The following is a 20,170-nucleotide window of genomic DNA, read 5'->3' as shown; positions in this document are numbered from 1 at the left end:
CTATCGTCCAGGGTCTATGCAAAGCCGGCACGCGTTGCCGGCGACTTGCCCGCGAAGCTGCCGGCGTGTCGTAGGTCACCGGTGCCGTCTTGAGCGCCAACCCTGAACACCGCCACGACTTCTCTCATTCTCCCTGCCTGATCCTGCAACGAAGACGCCGCAGCCGCAGCTTCTTCGACCAGCGCCGCATTCTGCTGCGTGACTTCATCCATCTGTGTCACCGCGCGATTGACCTGTTCAATGCCGCGGCTTTGTTCTTCGGAGGCTGCAGCGATTTCACCCATGATGTCCGTCACGCGTTGCACGGCACTCACGAGTTCGGACATCGTGGAACCGGCCTCACTGACCAGATCCGAACCCGTCGACACTCGGCCCACTGATTCATTGATCAGCAGCTTGATTTCCTTGGCAGCGGTCGCGCTGCGTTGTGCGAGGCTGCGGACTTCGCTTGCGACGACAGCAAAGCCGCGGCCTTGTTCGCCCGCACGTGCAGCTTCGACGGCAGCATTCAACGCAAGGATATTTGTCTGGAAGGCGATGCCTTCGATCACACCGATGATGTCGGCCATCTTGTCCGAGCTTTGATGGATCGAGCTCATCGTGCCGATCACCTGATCGACGACCGAGCCACCGCGTTGTGCAACCGATGAAGCCTGATCAGCGAGCGCGCTCGCCTGACGCGCGTTCTCGGCGTTCTGACGTACGGTCGCAGTCAACTGCTCCATGCTCGCTGCGGTTTCTTCGAGCGATGCAGCTTGCTCCTCGGTGCGTTGCGACAGATCGCGATTCCCCGACGCGATCTGACCCGTTGCAGATGCAATCGATTCAGTACCACCGCGTACTGTGCTGACCGTTGAAATCAGCCCGTCCTGCATCTTGCGCAAGCCCTCGAGCAACTGACCCATTTCGTCGTTCGAGTGCACCATGATGTCGCGCGTCAAGTCGCCCGTTGCAATCGCTTCGCATTGTGCGAGTGCGTCTTCGATCGGCTTGGCGATCGAACGACGCAGCGAGAACCAGCTCATGAGCGCTGCGACGGAACCGAGCGCGAGACTGATCACGCAGACGGTCAGCAAGCGGAAGTACGCGGCCTGCGATGCGTCGTAGTTACCCTGCGCAGTCGTGTCCTGATACTTCTCGAGTGCCGCGCTCGCTGTCGTCACCGAGTTGTAGAGCGACGGCAGCTTCTTCATCGTGACTTCGGTGGCCACATCGAAGTTCTTCGCCTTCAGCGCTTCGATCAGCGGCTTCCAGCCCGCATCGAAATACTCGGCTCGCTTTGCGGCCATGGCGGAGGCCAGCTCTTTCTCTTCGGCCGATTGAGGCAGTGAAAGATAGTGCTGCCATGAGGCCGTCGACTTCGCCACCATCATCTCGGCGCGATCGATCGTCGCTGGTACGTCGGGTGCATCGGGCTTGAGCACGGCGCGATCGATAATCGCGCGCGCCCGGACAAGATAGGTATCCGAAACACCGAGCGCGTGCGTCGATGCCATGGCGTTTTCATAGGTATCGCGCTGCGCCTGATTGGCGGATCGCATGCCCGCAATGCCGAGTAACCCGGTCAGAATAAGCAGGCCGCCGAGCACGCAAATGGTGACGGCGAGGCGGGTCTTGATGGTCAAATTCTTCAGCATGGCCGGAATCTCGCACGGACGGGGACCGGTCTTGCACTTCGGAGCCAGGCTGATTCAAGACCGTTGCGGGTATTGCGGCAGCAGGGTGTCCTGGAAGCACAAGACGTCGGGCTTTAGGACGCGTGTTGTTTAGCTGTCTTCATGTCCCCGTTTACGGTCGCAATCCTCACGACTTGAGATATTTTCGGTAACACTGCAAAAAGTACCTATTCATCTAACTAAACACGCTGGTCACGTGTGTAGGGTCCGCGTGTGAAAGGCGAACGAAGCCGTTTCGATGTTGCGTAAGGGTCGATGCGCGCACGGAAAAAGCGTCGCAATGAATTCATCGATTCGAAGCTCCGCAAATGAAGCGAGGGCTATCGCCGGAGATGAAGGACCATCCAGCGTCAAGGCAAGGTTGGCTCGTTCAAAAAAGCAAGTAACGCTTGCGCGACGCTTGCAGGGTCCTCCTCCATCGGAATATGACCGAGCGTCTCGAACATCACGAGCCGGGCACCCGGAATAGCTTTGGCGAACTGGCGTCCATGCGAGGGGGGGATCCATCGGTCTTTCGCACCCCAAAGTACGAGCGTCGGAACCTGTAGCGCAGAGAGTGGCCGCGTGTCGATCGCGCTGAGGTCCAGCCCGGGCACCATGCTCACGATGGCCGCGCGCGTGCCGGCAGCGAAAGTCAGGTCCGTGTAGCGCCGATACGTGGCGGTCGTCACGCGCGATGCATCGCCATAGCAGTCGCGCACAGCGGCCCGAATGGCCGCCGCCGGTTGAAGGCGAGGCGAGAGCCAGCGCGCCACGGGATTGTCGAGGAGCTTGATGGCTGCCGGGAGGTGCATCGGGAAACCTGCGGCGTCGACGAGCACGAGCCTCTCGACGACCGTGGGTCTGCGGACTGCCAGGTCCCAGGCCAGCAATCCACCGAGCGAATTACCGACGACGGTCACGCGTTCGAGCGCAAGCGCATCGAGGACGGTGTCGAGTGCCTCACGTAGTACCTCAAGATCAACACGCTGCGCGCGACCTTCGACGGAAGGCAACGCACCCGTCAGACCGAACGGCGGCAGGTCGAGCCGGATGAACCGGCACGATTGACGCAGCAACGCGCTGACGCCGTCCCACGTATGGACGGACGCTGAAAATCCATGAAGCAGCACGACCGTATGCGAGGGCGAAGCGGCCTCACACTCATTAACGTAGTGCAGGCGCCCATGCCGGAAATTGAGCCAGCCTGATTGCGGGTATCGATAGCGTCTTTCAATTTCATCGCGCGGAATCTCGCGTAACCCCAGTTCGTACGCAAAGCCGGCGATCCCCGCCGGGCGCAATTCGACGGGGCGGCGCTCGCTCACCGGATCATCTTCACGATTGTCGCGCGGGCCGCGCACCGGAATGGGCGCGCTCATTGCGCCTCCGCTTGAGACGATGCGCGCTGCGCGATTCCGCGCTGCCGCTTGAGAGCAGGGCGCAGGACAGACCAGTACCTCACGGGAAACAGCCGTGCGAGCAGGGACAGGAAGCGTGCGTCGGCCCCGATCAGGCATCTCGGGCGGCGCGCAAGGATATCGCGCAAGATGATGCGCGCAGCCTGTTCGGGTGACGTGCGGGCAATGCGATCGAAGTCCTGAATCGCGCGGTCCGCGTCGGTGCTGCCGTCAGGCATCTCGTGATTGCGAGCATGTCGAACGATGTTGGTCCGGATCCCGCCTGGATGGACGCACATCACATGCAACGGCGTACCTTCAAACTCGTGGCGCAAGGCCTCAGTGAAACCGCGCACCGCGAATTTGGTTGCGTTATACGCGGCTTGAGTCGGCACTGCCACGAGGCCGAAGACACTCGAGATATTGACCAGCGAAGCCGACGGACGCGACTTCAGCGCGGGGATGTAGGCCTGTGTGCCATGCACGACACCCCACCAATTGATGTCGACGATCCAGCGTAAATCCGCCTCCGACAGATCTTCGACGCGACTCGACACGGACACCCCGGCGTTGTTGATCACGACATCAACGCATCCGAATTCCGTGAGCGTCGCGTCACACCAGGCAAACACGGCGGCGCGATCCGCTACGTCGACCTGGCGCATCAGTACACGGACATCGGTCCGCTGTGCCCGCATGCGTTGCAGGGTCTGATTCAATCCGATCGTGTCGACATCGCAGAGCGACACGTGCGCGCCGTGTCTGGCAAGCTCGATAGCGAGCGCGCGTCCGATGCCCGACGCTGCGCCCGTAATCGCGACAACCTTGTTTTCAAATGTCTTCATGAGGAGCGTTGGGTTTCGGCGAAAAAATGAAGTCGCGTGGATCGAGTGCTTTCGTGGCGCGGCGGAAGGCGAACGTAAATCCCGGCCATAGCGTGGTGTTTTTGCCCGTCGCCGTGAGGTACCAGCTTCGGCAGCCGGTACTCCAGACCGAACGGGAAAACCGTTGCTGAAGCTGTGTGTTGAAACGTTCCTGCGCATCGGCACGCACCGCAACACTACGCGCGCCTTTATGTATCAGTGTCTGCAACGCATGCAGGATGTACGTGACCTGCGACTCGATCATATAGACCATCGAGTTATGTCCGAGCCCGGTGTTCGGGCCGACGATCAGAAACAGATTTGGAAAGTCCTTGATCGCGGTGCCGAGATAGGCTTCGGGCCCATCGCGCAGCCAGCGCTCGGACAGACTCGTGCCGCCCACGCCAAACATTTCGAAGGGCGCGGGAACGTCGTTGACCTGAAAGCCTGTGCCGCAAATCAGCGTGTCGATGCGATGGAGGGTGCCATCCGCTGTGACGATGCCTTCGGGACATATTTCACGGATCGGTGACGTTTCAACGTGAACATTCTCGCGAGCGAGAGTTCGGTAGTAGGTGTTCGACATCAGGATGCGCTTGCATCCCATCACATAGTCTGGCGTGACCTTGGCGCGCAGGGCGGGATCGTCGATCGAGCGCTCGATATAGCGTCGCGCCAGCCGCATTGCCAGGCGAAGCAGGTTAGGTTGGGTGACAAACCCAATGGCCCTGGCTTCAAGCAAGCAATAGATCGAAGCACGCGCGAGCGACTGCAGCCATGGCATGCGTCGATACAGGCGACGCCAACGCGTTCCGATCGGGCCATCGGGCTTAGGCAGGACCCACGGCGCTGTACGCTGGAAAACCGTCAGTTGTGCGGCTTGCGGAGCGATCTCTGGAATGAACTGAATCGCGCTCGCCCCGGTCCCGACCACGCCGATCGTGCGGTTGGCGAGATCGACGTCGTGATTCCAGCGAGCCGAATGAAACAACGTGCCCGCAAAGGTATCGATGCCGCGGATCGACGGATACGCCGGGCGCGACAGCGGACCGCTCGCGGCAATCAGCACGTCGACTTCGATTCGCTCGTCATGGACTTCGAGTTGCCAGACGTGGCGTGTTTCATCGTAGTGCGCCCGCGTCACGGGCGCGTTGCAGCGCAGACGTGGCCGCAGATCGTATCGATCCGCACAGCGTTCGAGGTACGCGAGGATTTCGGGTTGCGGGCCGTACGAACGCGTCCAATCGGGATTGGGTTCGAACGAGAACGAGTACAGGTGCGACGGAATATCACACGCGGCGCCCGGATAGGTATTGGCCCGCCACGTGCCGCCGACACCGTCGGATTGCTCGTAGATCGTGAAACTGTCGATACCGGCACGTTTAAGCCGGATCGCCATGCCGATGCCTGCGAATCCGGCGCCGACGATGGCAATGCGCGGCCAGGCACGAGACGATGCAGGACCCGAGGTTGAGTTCAATACTGGATTCAGCGGCTGCGCGGGTGTCGGACTTGACACAACACCGGCTTGAACGATCGACGGTTCCATAACGTCACCAGGTCAGGTGTTTTTGGAGGTTGTTTTGCCCGACGGCCTCGGGGACGAATGTCCGTGCCCCTTGCAGCGCGGGTGTTTGCGAGGCTAGAGTGACGGCGTGATCCCGAATCCTTCCTCGCCCGATACGGGCCTCCCTGCGCTTGACGATGCAAGCATTGCACCCGGCAAGCGCCGCCTGATCGAAGCCGCATTGCGGCTTGCCGTTGTGCGCCGGACGTTCGCGTCGCTGGGCATTCGCGAACTGGCGCGAGAGGCGGGTCTGAATCCCAACACGTTCTATCGGCACTTCGAGACGCTCGACGATCTCGCACTCGAGACGATCACGCTGATCGGTGCGCGTCTGCGCCCGATGCTCCACAGCGTGCGCGACAGCGCTGCGCGTGATGACCCGGCACATGTCGCGTCGCGAGCCGTCGCGGCGTTTTTCGCGTTCGCGCTCGACCATCGGGACGCTTTCATCATTGGCATCGCGGAATATCACGGTTCCTCGGTGCGGGTACGCAGTGCGTTGCGTGCGCTGCTCGATGAGATTGCCCGTGAGATGGCTGACGACGTGCAACGGCTCGGCCTGGCTCCGGGACTCGCAAGGGAACGTCTGGATGAAGTCTGCGCGCAGATCGTGCTTCAACTTTTTCATGTCTCGCATGACTATCTCGAGAACCCGGCACAACGGGCCACGCTGCTCGTTCAAAGCGAGCGATTCGTGGTGTGGCTGCTGACCGGTGCGATGCTCAATCCGAATGCGGCGCAAGTACCGGCGCCGAACTAATTGGCGACCGGATGACAGGACGACCCGACGACCTGACAGCTTAGCGACCTGGCATCTCAACGCGCGGACGTCGACCGGTCATGACGGTTTTTGCGACGTCTGCGTGCGTGCGAGCGCGTCGTACGCTTTTTGCGTATCGCCGATCAGGGCACGGTTGTCGTGCTTCCATGGATGAAACCCCGGCCGAAACCACGCGAGCCACTGCGGCAGGATGCGGACAAACGGACCCGGCGAAATGAATTGGTAGTAGAGCAGGCGTAGCCAGCCGCGCAGGTCCCGATGCTGGCCGTCCGATTTAACGAGCCGCCAGTTGAACGACCAGATGTGCGAGATAAAGACCGGCGTCACGATCAGCATGGCGTTGCAACGCCGCAGATAACGCTCGAACGGACGCGGCAGCGCGCGGACATAGAGGTCGAATGCCACGGCCTTATGCTCGGTTTCTTCGAGCGCGTGCCACTGCCAGAGCGCCTGCATGGCAGGGTCGGCGTCTCTTAGCGTCGCCGGATGCCGTAGCACCTGATCGGCCAGCATTGCCGTGAAATGCTCGAGGCAGATCGTCACGCCCAGCATGCCGCCGCGGGAAAGACGCGAGCGGGCAAGATTGAGCCGTGCGAGCAGTTGAGCCTCGATCTGTGCGACCGGCGCGCCTTGTTCGCCAACGCGTTCGTTGTATGCGATGTGTTCGCGCCGGTGCATCGCTTCCTGCCCGATAAACGCGCGCACATCACGTTCGAGTATCGGATCACCCTCCGCGAAGTCGCGGCACATGCGTACGCTTTCGATAAAGAATTTCTCGCCTTCGGGGAACATCAGCGACATGGCGTCGTAAAAGCGCGTGCGGTGAGCATCGCCATCGAGCCAGTGAGGATCGATCTCACCGTCCATGCCAAAGCGAATGTCGCGGCGTTCGAAGGGTAGGTTGGAAGCCATCACGTCCTCGCGTAGACCGTGTACGTTGGGGTACGGGTCGATGTGTACAGTTGTCTACCTAGACTAGGCAGGCAGCGACACCCCGTCAAGGACGCCGACAGGACAAGCCGGATGTGCGATCCGGAGGCGTTCGACGCTCTGTCCAAAACGCCCGAATCCACGCGCAAGGGAGAATGCGGCGTGTTTGGAGGGATGATTCGAATCGAACGACGCGTGCGATCCGGCGGCCGGGACGCCAGCGATGCGCGCAGGGACGATGCGGCGACTGAAACAGGGCTGACGCGTGTAGAAACGGGGTCGTGAAGTCACCAAGGGCGTATTGGCGACGCTCGGGCACCCGGAACAGGCGGATTGCGTCGCCAAGCCAAGGAAGCGGATTCGATCGGTGGCGGAGGTGCCAATAAAAAAGGCGTGCCGGGCATGCACGCCTTATTGAAGCTGGTGAGGCCGCGAAACAAGCAGAAGTGACAGGATCAGCTGTTGTCCGACCAGCCGCCGTCGTCGCCACCGCTGCCGCTGTCGATGCCTCCACCGCTATCCCAGTCGTTGCCGCCCTGGCCGAAGTCGAAGCCGGGATCGGGCACGTTATTGCCGCCGCGACGACGGAGTTCATCGTCGTCAACGATGACATCGCGTTCGATCACACGGTCACGCTCGCCAAAGCCGCCGCTGAGCACGCTGCCAAGCAGCACGCCCGTCAGAAGGCCTCCGCCACCGCCGGGCGGCGGGTTATTCACGATAACCGTCTGCGGCGGAGGACCCGCCGGGCCGCCCGGATACGGCGGTGCGCCGAACCGGTCCGCTTCTTGGGCATACGGGGACGGATTGTTCGAGTAGGGGCCGGGGGCCGGCGCCGCATTCGGATCGGGACGACCCTCGGCACGTGCTTTCAGGCTTGCGAGACGACGCTCAAGATCCTCGACGCGGTAGTCGGGGATCGGGTTGTCGCCATTGAGCGCGGCGATCGTGTCACGCGCGTCGCCCTCGAGCCCTTCGGCCTCGTTGGTCAATACGTCGTGGCCGGGTGCCGTCGACAGACGCAAATCGAGCTTCAGCGAGCGAATCGCGTTAAGCACGTCGGTCGCACGACGCATCTGCGCGAGCCGCGCTTCCTTCGCCTCGCCATCGCCCTTGCTGCGCGCGCGGCGCACGGTCCAGACGAGAATGGCGATGACGGCAACGATCACGATCAGGAAGATCATCCAGACTCCCATACCCGGTCCGTGCGACGCGCGCGGGGCAGGCGCCATGCCCGAGTCTTGCGACACGGTGCCGCCGTTGGCGTGGAACCCGCCGCCCTGACCGGCAGAAGGACGTTGGGCCACCGAGCCGCCGGTCGCGTCGGCGTCGGCCTGCACATGACGCTCGACGGCGCGGAATTCAGCGGCGTCAGTGAACTTGAGTGAGGGATCGAGCGTGCGCGCCTGTTCGATCTGGGCCAGACCTGCGGCGGCCTTGCCGTTGCGATCGAGCACTTGTCCGTACATGTAATGCGCACGCGCGCTGTCCGGATGGGCCGTGACGACTTCATTCAGCATCGTCTCGGCCTGCCCGTAGTTCCCGGCGCGAATCGCGGCTTCGACGTCCTTGACGGACGGCGCAGCCGCCCAGGCGGTCTGCGCGAGTCCGGCGAGCGCGAGTACCGCTACAGCAAGCAGTTTCTTCATTGCGACGGAGCGTTGAGTTCCTTCTTGAGCGCGGCGAGGCGATCGTCGACCGACGGGCCGGCACCGAGCGCGGCGAGCTTGTCGTCAAGCGCCTTGCCGCTCGACTGATCAGCCGTGTTCAGACGCGCATCGGAGCGCGCGTTCGACAGGTTGACCTTCTCTTCGAGCTTGTTGAAGTCATCAGCATAATTCTTGCCACCGATCCCACCGAGGGCGGTCGCGGCCGTGTCCTTGGCCTTCGCGATCTCTTGCTTGGCGTTCAGGATGTTCGAGCGCGACTGCAAGTCGTTACGGCGCGTGCGCATTTCCGCAATCTGCGTCTTGAGCTGGTCGAGCGACGGCTCGAGTTTCGCGAGTTCGCCATTCAGCGCATCACGCTCTTTTTCTGCGTTGGCCTGGGCGGTCAGGGCTTCGCGGGCGAGGTCTTCATTGCCGGACTGCAGCGCGCGCTTGGCGCCATCCGCATACTTCGCCGCTTTTTCGTTGGCGAGGTCGCGCTTGCTTTGCTGCGTGCTGACCTGGGCTTCGATCTCGATCAGCGAGTTTTCGGCGGTGCCGATGCTGCCATCGAGTTCACGCACGATCTGGCGCGCGTCCCGCGACGGATCCTGTACCGATTCGGCTGCGTCGTTGAGCAGACCCTTGACCGTGCGCGAGATGGTATCGAGAAGCGACATGGTGACTCCATGGTTGGACAGTTGTGAGGTGATCTTACACCAGTGGCATGACAGGCTGGCTGCGCCACGGAAAGCCCGCTCACTGTGGCTTTCGGACCGCTGTCAGCCTGAATGCGGGGCCAGTATAGGCAACGCAGACTTAAACGAAAATGAAGGCTTTTTAGCGTAGGAAACCTCGCTGGCCAAAGTCCTGTCAGAGTCGTGCCCGCGAGAGGAAAATGCGGGCGCCGGCACCGTTTTCAAGGGCAGGGGGCCCACCGCGACGACAGGCCCCGGAGCCCTTGTGGACGGGCTCCGGCGGGTCAGGCCGCCTGTCACGAGCGTGCGTTGAAATGAACGTCACGCGCTTTCGATTACACTTGCGCTTTTGCCCGCGTCCGTTGGCGTGCGTCTCTTGCGCGCGCCGCGCGGGTTGCGCACCGCTCTGCGCTGAGAACGAGATCGACAAAGCCCATGGCCAATCAGAATCAACCGCCCTCAAGAGGCGATCGCTTCCGTGAGCCGAGTTTTCGCAACCTCGGCGACGCCCGTCACCTTGAAGACCCGACACCCGGCAACGGTAACGGCAACGGTGGCGATGACCATGACGACGAGCCCCGTGCACGACGTTCCATTTTCCTCACGCTGATCATCGGGTTCAGCGGCCTGGTCGCTGCCTGCGCGATCATCGGCGCGCTGATCGTCGGATACATGCTCGTCGTGATGCGGCCGAATCTGCCGTCGCTCGATGCGCTGACCGACTATCAGCCCAAAGTGCCGCTTCGCGTCTACACCGCCGACCACGTGCTGATCGGCGAGTTCGGCGAAGAGCGTCGCAGCCTGGTGCGCTTCAACGACATCCCCGATGTGCAGAAAAAAGCCGTGCTGGCGATCGAGGACTACCGTTTCTACGAGCACGGCGGCGTCGACTTTATCGGGATCCTGCGCGCAGGCGTCGAAGACGTCATGCACGGCGGTAACGCGCAGGGTGCGAGCACGATCACGATGCAGGTCGCGCGCAACTTCTTCCTGTCGAGCGAGAAGACCTATACGCGTAAGGTCTACGAGATGCTGCTCGCGTACAAGATCGAGTCGGCCCTGAGCAAGGACCAGATTCTCGAGCTGTACATGAACCAGATCTATCTGGGACAGCGCGCCTACGGCTTTGCGGCCGCCTCGCGTGTGTACTTCGGCAAGGACCTCAAGGACATCACGCTCGCACAGGCAGCGATGCTCGCCGGTCTGCCGAAGGCGCCGTCGGCGTACAACCCGATCGTCAATCCGAAGCGCGCAAAGATCCGTCAGGCCTACATCCTCAAGCGCATGCTGGACCTGCGCTATATCACGCAGGATCAATACGACCAGGCGATCAAGGAGCCGATCCATACGAAGACGGCCGGCACCGAATACACGGTCCACGCCGAGTACATCTCGGAAATGGTCCGTCAGATCATGTACTCGCAGTACAAGGAAGATGCGTACACGCGCGGGCTGACGGTGACGACGACGATCGACTCGGGCGATCAGGAAGCCGCGTATGACGCGGTTCGCAAGGGCGTGATGGACTACGAGCGCCGCCACGGCTATCGCGGCCCCGAGGCGTTCGTCGACCTGCCGCCGGTCAATGGCACTGACGCGAGCGACCGTGACGCAGCGATCGACGAAGCGCTCAATTCGCATCCGGACAACGGCGAACTGGTGGCCGCAGTGGTGACCAGCGTGACGGCGAAGACGGTCGACGCCGAGACATCGGACGGCAACGTCATCACGCTGCAAGGCGACGGCCTGAAGTTCGCAGCCAACGCGATGTCCCCGAAGGCACCGGCGGGCGTCAAGCTCCGCCCGGGCGCAATCATCCGGATCGCACCGGACGGCAAGGGCGGTTTTGCGATCAGCCAGTTGCCGCAGGTCGAGGGTGCACTCGTGTCGCTGACGCCGCAAGACGGCGCGATCCGCGCGCTGATCGGCGGATTCGACTTCAACAAAAACAAGTTCAACCACGTGACGCAGGCGTGGCGCCAGCCTGGTTCGAGCTTCAAGCCGTTTATCTATTCGTCGTCGCTCGAAAAGGGCGTCGGTCCGGCGACCATCATCAACGACGCGCCGCTGCACTTCCCACCGGCCGGCCCGGGTCAGGACGCATGGGACCCGAAGGACGACGATCAGCCCGACGGCCCGATGCCGATGCGCCTGGCGCTCGAGAAGTCGAAGAACCTGGTCTCGATCCGTCTGCTTGGATTCGTGGGCACGAAGTACGCACAGGACTATGTGACGCAGAACTTCGGCTTCGATGCGGACAAGACGCCGCCGTATCTGCCGATGGCACTCGGTGCCGGCCTTGTGACGCCGCTTCAGTCGGCTTCGGCCTATGCCGTGTTCGCCAACGGCGGGTATCGCGTGAATCCGTATCTGATCAACACGGTCAGTGACTCGCGCGGCAATGTGTTGTCGAAGGCTCAGCCGGTCGTCGCCGGGCAGAACGCGCCGCGCACGATTTCGGCGGCTAACGACTACATCATGACGAGCCTGCTGCGTTCGGTCGCGCAGGCGGGTACCGGCGCCGGCACGAACGTCCTGAAGCGGACTGACCTCGCGGGCAAGACGGGTACGACGAACGAAGCGCATGACGGCTGGTTCGCCGGGTATCAGCACACACTCGTCGCTGTTGCATGGATGGGTTACGACCAGCCCAAGAGCCTCGGCTCACGCGAGTTCGGTGCGCAGCTCGCGCTGCCGATCTGGGTTCAGTACATGGGGCGTGCGCTGCGTGGCGTACCGCAATACGTCGATCCACCGCCCGACGGCGTGACGACGATCAACGACGAGCTCTATCTTTCGAACTTCACGCCGGGTAACGGCTTCGTGACAGGTATCGGCCTCGATGATGCCAACCCGTTCAGCGCGTCGGGTTCAGAAGCCGCGAGCACGCCGGCCGGCGCCGAACCGGGCCCGAATCCGGATCAACCGGTCGCGCCTCCGCCGCCTGCGGTCAGCGCGAGCGAGACGAGCGAGATCCTTGATCTGTTCAAGCACCGGTAACGGTGTAAGAAGAGGTGTGGAAAGCGGTATGAGAAGACAAAAGGCCGGCGATCATCGCCGGCCTTTTTTTGCATACCCGACGTGAAGGGCACGCCGCTCTCAGGCACGTCAGCCACGCATGCACGGCGGGCGGCCGGAACTTCGGCGGGGGTACGTCGTTGTCGATGACGTCAGTGCCGTCCGGCGCCGACCCAGCCACAATACTTTCGCAGGCCCTCGGCTTCCGTCTCGTGCACCTCGACCGGAAAGCAGACGGCGCCCGCATGCGCCATATAGCGCGCGCGGTGCTGACCGTTCCGAAATGAGACAACGCCTTCATGGCCGAAGCCGAGAATGCCGGCAATGCCCTTCGTGCGCCGCGTACTGAACAGCACGTACGGCATTTCCGGAATGCGCGACTGGCCGGGCTCGAGGAATTCCCGCAGGCCCTTGACCTTGCCTTGCTGCCAATACTGGGGCGCGGGCAGCACGTAGTCGGTCGGATCGCGATCGGCGCACGCAAGCAAGGCCTTGGCGTCGACGAGGACGACAACATGGCGGCTATCGGGCAGGTTGAAGATCCGCTTGAGCTGGACGGACGGGTAGTGGGGGTGCTCGGTCAGAGGCACCGTCCAGATACCCGATTCATCGGCGTACGCGAGCGGCGGTCCGCCATCGGCGGACTCGAGGGGCGGGGCATCCAGTGTGTCCATCGGTTCAGGCAACGACAAAAGCGTCAGGGTTGATTAAGTATGGAGCAAGCCAAGCCTGCGATGGTCAGGCATCGCAAATTATCCCGCGAGGCAGCTTGCGAGGCGAGCAAGTTCATATGAAGATTCGATGACAAAAGGGTCAGGGTGGCTCCGGGGCAATCCAGAACGATAGGCCGGGTTGCTCGCGAAGAGCGCTTCTGGCAGGCTGCACGTGTCATTGATGCCGAATCGGCAACACGGCCGGTTTCATCCCGCCGACGCCGCAAGCCACGATTCGCCACTTCGCCGTCTAACGAGGACTCGTCATGCCACGTCGTCTTGTGTTCAAGCCGTCTGCTCTTTCTCGCTCGCCGAAGTGCGCCGCTGTTGCGGCGCTCGCGTTGATGTCTTTTTCGGTCAGTGTCTATGCGCAAAACCTCGCGTTTATGCACAACTCGCCGATAACTTATATGCGCGATAAGGATCTCGCTTCGTTGACGAAGACCCTCAACGCCGCTCTTGACGGCAGCCCCGATGGCCAGAGCGCCGACTGGTCCAACGAAGGTCTCGGCAATTCGGTGCCGATCAAAGGCACGGTCACGCCGAAAGACACTGCAGATCAAAACGGGATGCACTGCCGGCATGTGGCCGTCACGCTCAACGCAAAGGACCAGGACCAAAGCTGGCTGCCGCTGTTCTGCAAGACCGCGCAGGGCTGGAAGATGCAAAAGCGTTGAACGATTAACAAGCATCCAGAACATCGGGCACGCGGCCTGCTGAATAGCGGTATCGCGCTAAACGCCTGTTGGCGGCGAGCGCTCTACCTGCAGGAGGTTGCCATGCCTTATATCCTTGGCTGGTTTCTCGGTGTGCCGCTGGTCGTGCTGGTGATCCTCTACCTCATTTTTCACTAGGCAACGCTTTCACCACGCGACTCGCTGTCTCATGGGCCTGGACCGTGCGGCGGCCGGGCCCTCCAACGTGTCGGCCAATACGTCCGGCACGTTGGCTTTCACGCTTTTCCAATCGATGCGCGCAAAGCATGATTGCACATCGCGCTATCTTGTTTTTCACAAAATTTTCGTTCGTCAAGAACTGTATCTCAAGGTGTGACAATTTGACGCACCACTAAGCGCTATCTCATCGGCACTTCATTCATTGCGCGATCTCTAACGACACTCGCTTGGCGATGTGCGGCGACTCCGCGGCCCAAAGAACGGCTGCTCGTTGCCCGACGCTCGCTGCGCGACCGATGTTCTTATTGACCGCCACGCTGGAGTGACGATTGACTGCTTCGAACCCTTCTCCGAAACGCCTGCTTGTCGAGAACCTCGCCTGGTCGAATGACGTGCAGCAGCGCGACCCGACCTATTTCCAGAGGCTCGCTCACGCTCAGACGCCGACGTTTCTCTGGATCGGTTGCTCCGATAGCCGTGTGCCGGCGGAGACGATCACGCATGCATCGCCCGGAGACCTGTTTGTTCTTCGCAATATCGCCAATATGGTGGGCACCGGCTCAAACAGCTCGAGTGCGCTGGAATACGCAGTCTGCGTGCTTGAGGTCAAGCATGTGATCGTCTGCGGCCACCACGGGTGCGGTGGCGTGCGCGCCGCGCTGCTGCCTGAAAACGATGCGACGCCGAACGTCAACGAGCGCATCGAGCCTTTGCGCAGGCTCGCGCATTTTCATCGCAAGGAACTGGACGCTTTGCCGACGCTCGACGCGCGCATCAATCGTCTTGTCGAACTCAATGTGCAGGCGCAGCTCGATGTCATCGGACACTCCGAACCGATGAGCCGCGCACGCAAGCGCCCCAAGCTGCACGGCTGGGTTTACGGACTCAAAGACGGGCTGCTGCGAGAGCTGACCTCTGAGCTGTAGGCCATCCCCGCCCACGTTCGGGCCCGTGTCGCCGAATCCGCTCGTTCGGCTGTTCAACGTCTTACTCGCGGAGACTCTTTATGCTTTCCTCGCTTTCGCAATTCACGGCATCGCTTCGTCGCGACGTATTCGCCGGCATTGTCGTGTTTCTTGTTGCGCTGCCGCTGTGCCTCGGCATTTCGAGCGCGTCCGGTGTCGATCCGCTCGCGGGCCTGCTCGCTGGTGTGATCGGCGGCACGGTTGTCGCCGTGTTCAGCGGGTCCCGCCTGAGTGTCAGCGGACCGGCTGCGGGGCTGGTCGTGATCGTCGTCGAAGCCACCGAACTGTCGGGTGGATTTTCTGCTTTCATGACGGCGGTCATGATCGCCGGGGCGCTGCAACTGATCTTCGGCATGCTTCGCGTCGGCCGGCTCGCTGCGTATGTGCCGACGTCGGTGGTCAATGGCATGCTTGCGGCGATCGGGTTGCTGCTGATCATTCAGCAAGTACCGGTCGGGCTCGGCCTCAACCTTCCCGTGCCTGACGGCCAGACGCTCGCCGTGGCGCGCGAGGCGCTCGATCTCGCGAGTGGCGTTGAAGCGGAGCCGTCGATCGCGCCTGCGCATTTTCTCGCCCGCATCGCACCGGGTGCCGCCGTGGTTTCGGGGGTCTCACTCGTCGTGCTCTTCGCCTGGTCGAGCGCGGCCATGCAGCGCTTCAAAGCTGTGAAGGCAGTACCCGGTCCGCTGCTGGTTGTGATCTGGGGCGTGATCTTTTCAGTCGTCACGTCACGGTGGTTGCCGTCACTGGCAATCGTCCCATCGGGACATATTTCGCTGCCGCGAATCGACTCTTTCGCTGCGCTCGGTCAGTCCATGTCGTGGCCGACCCTTGCTGCGCTCAAAGATGGCAAGACGTGGGAGCTGGGCATCACCGTCGCGATCGTGGCGAGCCTTGAGACGCTGCTGAGCCTGACGGCCGTATCGAGACTGGACCCGCGTCGCGAAACAGCACCACCCAATCGCGAGCTGGGCGCGCAAGGGATCGGCAATCTGTTGGCGGGTGCGGTGGGCGCGCTGCCGATCACGTCGGTCATCGTGCGAAGCTCGGCCAATGTGCAAGCCGGCGCCTCGACGCGTCTCGCCGCGGTCATTCACGGCATCCTGCTGTTGCTGAGTCTGTTCTTGCTGGTCGATGTGTTGAACTGCGTACCGCTTGCGTGCCTGGCCGCCGTCCTCGTCCATACGGGCTACAAGCTTGCGTCACCGAGATTGTTCGTCGGCGCATGGCGCAACGGCATCGCGCACTGGGCGCCGTTTGCCGCAACGATTGTCGGTGTACTCCTGACTGACCTGCTGGTCGGCATCGGGATTGGCATCGCGGTGAGCGCCGTCGTCGCGCTCGAACTCCATCGGCGTGGCGCGATGACCATGACCGTGCACGGCACGCATCACTTGCTGCGATTCCATAAGGACGTCTCGTTTCTGACGAAGGTCTCGCTCGAAACGCACCTGGCGAAGGTCGCGCCGAATGGCGTGCTGATCGTCGATGCCAGCGCGGCGCGCTATGTCGATCATGACATCCGGCGCGTGCTGTCGGAGTTTGTCGAGGAGGCGCCGCGCCGCCATATCCGCGTCGAGCTGATTCATCTCGACCTGAGCGGAATGGGTAACGCGTCCGCTGCGCACTGACACGGCGGTACCCCATCGCGGCTGCACGACAAGCGGTATGTGCAGATGCCTATGTGCGCGATGTGCTCACATAGGCATTCGGCGAATCCGCGTCCTCAAACCCAACCCGACTTGCGCAAGCGCCGGAACAGATAGACGCACGCGACAATGGTCCCTGTGACCGCGACAGGGTACCCGTACTTGAAATCGAGTTCGGGCATCCATTTGAAGTTCATGCCGTAGAGGCTGAACACCAGCGTGGGCACCGCGAGAATGGCACCCCAGCCGGCAAGGCGCTTGACCGTTTCATTTTGCGAGAACGTCACGAGCGCGAGATTGATCTGGATTGCCGTGGTCATCATTTCGCGGACGCTGTCGAGAATCGTCACGGTCTTCAGCGCATGGTCCGAGATGTCGCGAAAGTAGGGCCGCAGCTCCTTCGGGATCAGGTCCTCATGCAACCGGGTCATCTGCCGGCAGATTTCGTCGATCGGCGTTGCTGCAGAGCGCAGATGCAGCATCTCTGCCTTCATGCGGTACAGCCGGTTGATGGTTTCGCGGTCGTATTCGTCGGTGAACAGATGCGCTTCGATGGCTTCGAAACGCGTCTGAATTTCATCGGCCACCTCGTACAGATGGTCAGTGATGAAATCCATGATCGAGTACGCGACGAACGCCGGCCCCTTGGTCATCAGGGCAGGCATCGATTCGCACCGGGCACGCACTTGCTGGTACGACGACGATGCGCCATGGCGGATCGACACGACGAAATTGTGGCCCAGAAAAATATGCGTCTCGCCAAAGCTTGGCAGATCGTCGACGAGCTGCGCCGTGTTCATCACGACAAACAGTGTCTCGCCATACGCTTCGACCTTGGGCCGCTGATGCGCGAGGAGGGCATCTTCGATCGCGAGATCGTGCAGTCCGAACTCGACCTGAATCTGCTTGAGCAACTCGATCTTTGGATCCAGCACGCCGAGCCAGACGAACGTGTCGGGTTCTTTGAGCACCTCGCTGATATCGTCGATCGGCACGTCGCCGATCTTCTTGCCATGCCGGTACGCAGCGGAATTGATGATCATGTCGTGGTTTCGCGAATCGCACGGAGAGGGGGTTCGATTGTAGCCAAGCTGCTTGGCATCAGTAAGGCAACCCAAGGCGCTTCGAATGCTTCATGTCATTGCGAAGCAGAAGCTCGAAAAGGGCGCTGCGACGGGGTGGTCGCGTCTTTCTGGCGATCGAAGGACGGCTGCCCACGCGGTCTTCTCCGCTTGCCGGACACAAAAGGAAACACAATTCGCGTCAATCTCGTTCACAAAAAACGAAAGGCCGGCATCAAAGACACCGGCCTTCCTGAACATCGCCTTACTTGAATATAACGATTGACTAACGAGCAACGATTAACGATTGACGATTAACGAGCAATGAGTAATAAGCAACGAATCGCGATGAGCGATTCACGCCTGACCGCTACAGCGACATCGCCGAGTGCAAAGCGATCGCCGCTCATCGACTCACGGAACACAGTCGCTGCGCTCAGTTCGCGTTAGTCAGCGACGAATCGATATATGCGCTCACGTCTTGCGACTGCTTGTAGACCGCGTTGCGCACGTTGAACTTGTCCGCGTTCGTGCTGGACCCATACACCGAGTCGAGGCCAGCGCCTTTGACATAGGCCTTCTTCGCAGCGGCTTCGTCGAGCAGATGCGTACCCTTGAGCAGCGGCAGGTATTGCGCAGGCGTGAGGCCCACGCGCGCCGACATGATCTTGACCGCGTCCGGTTGGGTCTTCGGATCGTTGATATAAGCCACGCACTGATACCAGACCTTGAGCACCTTCTGCCAATCGGCCTTACGTGACGACAGGCTCGAGGGGCTCACGGTAATCGCGTCATAGATCAGCCCGGGCGCATCGGCGGACGTAAAGATGGCCTTCGAACCAGGCACTCGCTTGAGTGCTTCACCCGCATTGGGTTGCCACGCACCGACCGCCGCGACATCGTTCGACGACGACAGCACTTGGGGCAACTCATTCGTCTTGGCGTTGACGAGCGTCAGGTCGGTTTCCTTGAGGCCGTTCTTTTCGAGTGCGGTGTCGAGCAACAGATGATCGACGAGACCCACTTCGACGCCGACCTTCTTGCCCTTGAGATCCTTGACCGATTTGACCGCAGGCTTCGCGATGACCATGTCGTTGCCGCTCGAATAATCGGTCAGCAGCACCATGACGTTTTTAGCACCGGTCGCACCCGTGACGAGCGCATCGCCGTTGGTCGCGCCGACGGCATCCAGCTTGCCCGCGGAGAATGCATCGAGCGAGGCCGAGTAGTCGAACCATTCGAAGTCGACATCGACTCCCGCCTGCTTGAACCAGCCTTTGTCGATCGCGATCTGGAACGCGACGAAGCCGGGCCAGTCGCTATAGCCGATCTTGAGTGGAGCAGCGGCCTGTGCGGGAATGGCCGTCGCGCCGAGTACAAGCGCGGCGGCAACGCCCGCGATCGCGTGTCGAAGCACGCGTGTGGGTGCACGGTAGAGCGAGGATTCGTTGCGTTTCATCGTGTTTCTCCAGGAGACCGGGTGAGTGATCGTGTCGCCTGGCGCATGGGCTCTCGGGCTCACGACCAGGCGGATGACTTCGCAGTGGCATCGCGCAATGCGCGTTGCCACGTCATGACCGGACCCTGAGCTTGCGGGAGACTCAAGCCAGCCATGGAGAGGCACGACCGCCGTCGCGATCGCCGATCTCCCGGGCTTTTATCCCGCCGTGTAGCGCGGCGAGCATGCGGGTGGAGTACGACTGTCCGCCCTCATGCTGCCGTGCCGGGCTGCTCTCGGACCAGACGTTCTCTCGAACCGGAACCCTAGCATCCCTAAGATGCGACATCGCCGCACCTCTCGGCCCCAATAAAGCGATATCCATGCCAGCGGCAGTATTGCGAGCGCTGCGCCAGCCTTGTTGGTCACCTCGACGATCAGGTCAACGCGGCGTCACGTCGAGTCCCTCAAACCGGTCGTGCACATAGCCGAGAAACAGCTCGAGCCGATGGGCGATCTCGGGCGTGAGCGACACGAATTTGATGCGCCGATCATGTTCGGCGCTCGTTTCGGCGAGCAGGCCGCTGTCGATCAGCGACTGGACATATCGCACGGCGGTGCGTCGGCTCACGCCGGGCATGAAGTCGTAGAGCGCGGTCTTCGGAAATGCCTCGAGGTCGTCGATCCACATGCGGCAGAAGAGGTCGCTGTAGTTGAGGTCGCTCAATCCGAGCTCGCCGAATGAGGCCGACCATTGAAGGTCCATGTCGAGGATCGCGCGGGCGACCGCTTGCCCCTTGTTTCGGGAGATTTTCTTCTTCATCGATTCACCAGCAAGAGGAGGCGCGCACAGTTTATGTGCAAACAGACCCGGAAATCGAGCGTCCGGT

16 protein-coding genes and 1 riboswitch are annotated in these 20,170 nt (G+C 61.6%); of the genes, 5 read left to right on the top strand and 11 right to left on the bottom strand.

What is annotated here, in order from left to right:
• Nucleotides 1-14: 14 nt before the first annotated feature.
• From ACMFWR_RS10810 to ACMFWR_RS10795, 4 genes are all read right to left on the bottom strand, one after another.
• A complete protein-coding gene (locus ACMFWR_RS10810) occupies nucleotides 15-1,637 on the bottom strand; it encodes a methyl-accepting chemotaxis protein (RefSeq protein WP_413191677.1) in 1,623 nt (540 codons plus the stop codon).
• Between the two features lie 389 nt (nucleotides 1,638-2,026).
• The gene (locus tag ACMFWR_RS10805; protein ID WP_413191676.1) at nucleotides 2,027-3,037 is read right to left on the bottom strand and encodes an alpha/beta fold hydrolase; all 1,011 of its coding nucleotides are present in this window, start codon (nucleotides 3,035-3,037) and stop codon (nucleotides 2,027-2,029) included.
• The gene (locus ACMFWR_RS10800) at nucleotides 3,034-3,900 is read right to left on the bottom strand and encodes an SDR family NAD(P)-dependent oxidoreductase (protein WP_413191675.1); all 867 of its coding nucleotides are present in this window, start codon (nucleotides 3,898-3,900) and stop codon (nucleotides 3,034-3,036) included. The genes ACMFWR_RS10805 and ACMFWR_RS10800 overlap by 4 nt, the downstream gene beginning before the upstream one ends.
• Nucleotides 3,887-5,467, bottom strand: coding sequence for a flavin-containing monooxygenase (locus ACMFWR_RS10795; protein ID WP_413191674.1), 1,581 nt, complete (start codon nucleotides 5,465-5,467; stop codon nucleotides 3,887-3,889). The genes ACMFWR_RS10800 and ACMFWR_RS10795 overlap by 14 nt, the downstream gene beginning before the upstream one ends.
• Before the next feature lie 106 nt (nucleotides 5,468-5,573).
• On the opposite strand from ACMFWR_RS10795, the gene ACMFWR_RS10790 reads away from it, so the two are divergent.
• Entirely contained in the window at nucleotides 5,574-6,245 is a 672-nt protein-coding gene (locus ACMFWR_RS10790) for a TetR family transcriptional regulator (protein WP_413191673.1), read from the top strand.
• A gap of 78 nt (nucleotides 6,246-6,323) precedes the next feature.
• Here the strand turns inward: ACMFWR_RS10790 and ACMFWR_RS10785 are convergent, their stop codons facing one another.
• The 3 genes from ACMFWR_RS10785 to ACMFWR_RS10775 form a co-directional block, all read right to left on the bottom strand.
• Complete coding sequence (locus ACMFWR_RS10785) at nucleotides 6,324-7,178, bottom strand: metal-dependent hydrolase (protein ID WP_413191672.1); 855 nt, start codon at nucleotides 7,176-7,178, stop codon at nucleotides 6,324-6,326.
• Nucleotides 7,179-7,651: 473 nt separating this feature from the next.
• Nucleotides 7,652-8,845, bottom strand: coding sequence for a tetratricopeptide repeat protein (locus tag ACMFWR_RS10780; protein ID WP_413191671.1), 1,194 nt, complete (start codon nucleotides 8,843-8,845; stop codon nucleotides 7,652-7,654).
• Nucleotides 8,842-9,522: a PspA/IM30 family protein gene (locus tag ACMFWR_RS10775; protein ID WP_413191670.1), complete on the bottom strand. Its 681-nt coding sequence runs from the start codon at nucleotides 9,520-9,522 to the stop codon at nucleotides 8,842-8,844. The genes ACMFWR_RS10780 and ACMFWR_RS10775 overlap by 4 nt, the downstream gene beginning before the upstream one ends.
• Before the next feature lie 453 nt (nucleotides 9,523-9,975).
• Between ACMFWR_RS10775 and ACMFWR_RS10770 the strand changes: the two genes are divergently transcribed.
• Nucleotides 9,976-12,540 (top strand): penicillin-binding protein 1A, encoded by a 2,565-nt coding sequence (locus tag ACMFWR_RS10770; protein WP_413191669.1) that lies wholly within the window; start codon nucleotides 9,976-9,978, stop codon nucleotides 12,538-12,540.
• Nucleotides 12,541-12,710: 170 nt separating this feature from the next.
• Here the strand turns inward: ACMFWR_RS10770 and ACMFWR_RS10765 are convergent, their stop codons facing one another.
• Entirely contained in the window at nucleotides 12,711-13,232 is a 522-nt protein-coding gene (locus ACMFWR_RS10765; protein WP_413191668.1) for a plasmid fertility inhibition factor family protein, read from the bottom strand.
• 305 nt (nucleotides 13,233-13,537) lie between these two features.
• Here ACMFWR_RS10765 and ACMFWR_RS10760 point away from each other — a divergent pair, with 305 nt between their 5' ends.
• The 3 genes from ACMFWR_RS10760 to ACMFWR_RS10750 all read left to right on the top strand — a co-directional run bounded on the left by ACMFWR_RS10760 (nucleotide 13,538) and on the right by ACMFWR_RS10750 (nucleotide 16,763).
• The gene (locus tag ACMFWR_RS10760; RefSeq protein WP_413191667.1) at nucleotides 13,538-13,948 is read left to right on the top strand and encodes a hypothetical protein; all 411 of its coding nucleotides are present in this window, start codon (nucleotides 13,538-13,540) and stop codon (nucleotides 13,946-13,948) included.
• Nucleotides 13,949-14,496: 548 nt separating this feature from the next.
• Nucleotides 14,497-15,093 carry a carbonic anhydrase gene (locus ACMFWR_RS10755; RefSeq protein WP_413191666.1) on the top strand — a complete coding sequence of 199 codons (597 nt, stop codon included), beginning with the start codon at nucleotides 14,497-14,499 and terminating at the stop codon, nucleotides 15,091-15,093.
• An 80-nt stretch (nucleotides 15,094-15,173) separates the two neighbouring features.
• Nucleotides 15,174-16,763: a SulP family inorganic anion transporter gene (locus ACMFWR_RS10750; protein ID WP_413191665.1), complete on the top strand. Its 1,590-nt coding sequence runs from the start codon at nucleotides 15,174-15,176 to the stop codon at nucleotides 16,761-16,763.
• Nucleotides 16,764-16,858: 95 nt separating this feature from the next.
• Here ACMFWR_RS10750 and ACMFWR_RS10745 read toward each other — a convergent pair whose 3' ends face one another.
• The 3 genes from ACMFWR_RS10745 to ACMFWR_RS10735 form a co-directional block, all read right to left on the bottom strand.
• Complete coding sequence (locus tag ACMFWR_RS10745; RefSeq protein WP_413191664.1) at nucleotides 16,859-17,824, bottom strand: magnesium and cobalt transport protein CorA; 966 nt, start codon at nucleotides 17,822-17,824, stop codon at nucleotides 16,859-16,861.
• A gap of 454 nt (nucleotides 17,825-18,278) precedes the next feature.
• Entirely contained in the window at nucleotides 18,279-19,301 is a 1,023-nt protein-coding gene (locus tag ACMFWR_RS10740) for an ABC transporter substrate-binding protein (RefSeq protein WP_413191663.1), read from the bottom strand.
• A 185-nt stretch (nucleotides 19,302-19,486) separates the two neighbouring features.
• Nucleotides 19,487-19,621, bottom strand: a riboswitch (guanidine-I (ykkC/yxkD leader).
• A 101-nt stretch (nucleotides 19,622-19,722) separates the two neighbouring features.
• Nucleotides 19,723-20,103, bottom strand: coding sequence for a MarR family transcriptional regulator (locus tag ACMFWR_RS10735; RefSeq protein ID WP_413191662.1), 381 nt, complete (start codon nucleotides 20,101-20,103; stop codon nucleotides 19,723-19,725).
• Between the last annotated feature and the right edge of the window lie 67 nt (nucleotides 20,104-20,170).

It is taken from the genome of Pararobbsia alpina (assembly GCF_965118125.1).
GTDB lineage: Bacteria > Pseudomonadota > Gammaproteobacteria > Burkholderiales > Burkholderiaceae > Pararobbsia > Pararobbsia alpina_A.
Note: the sequence above shows the minus strand (reverse complement) of the source record. Positions and strands in the feature narration are given on the sequence as shown.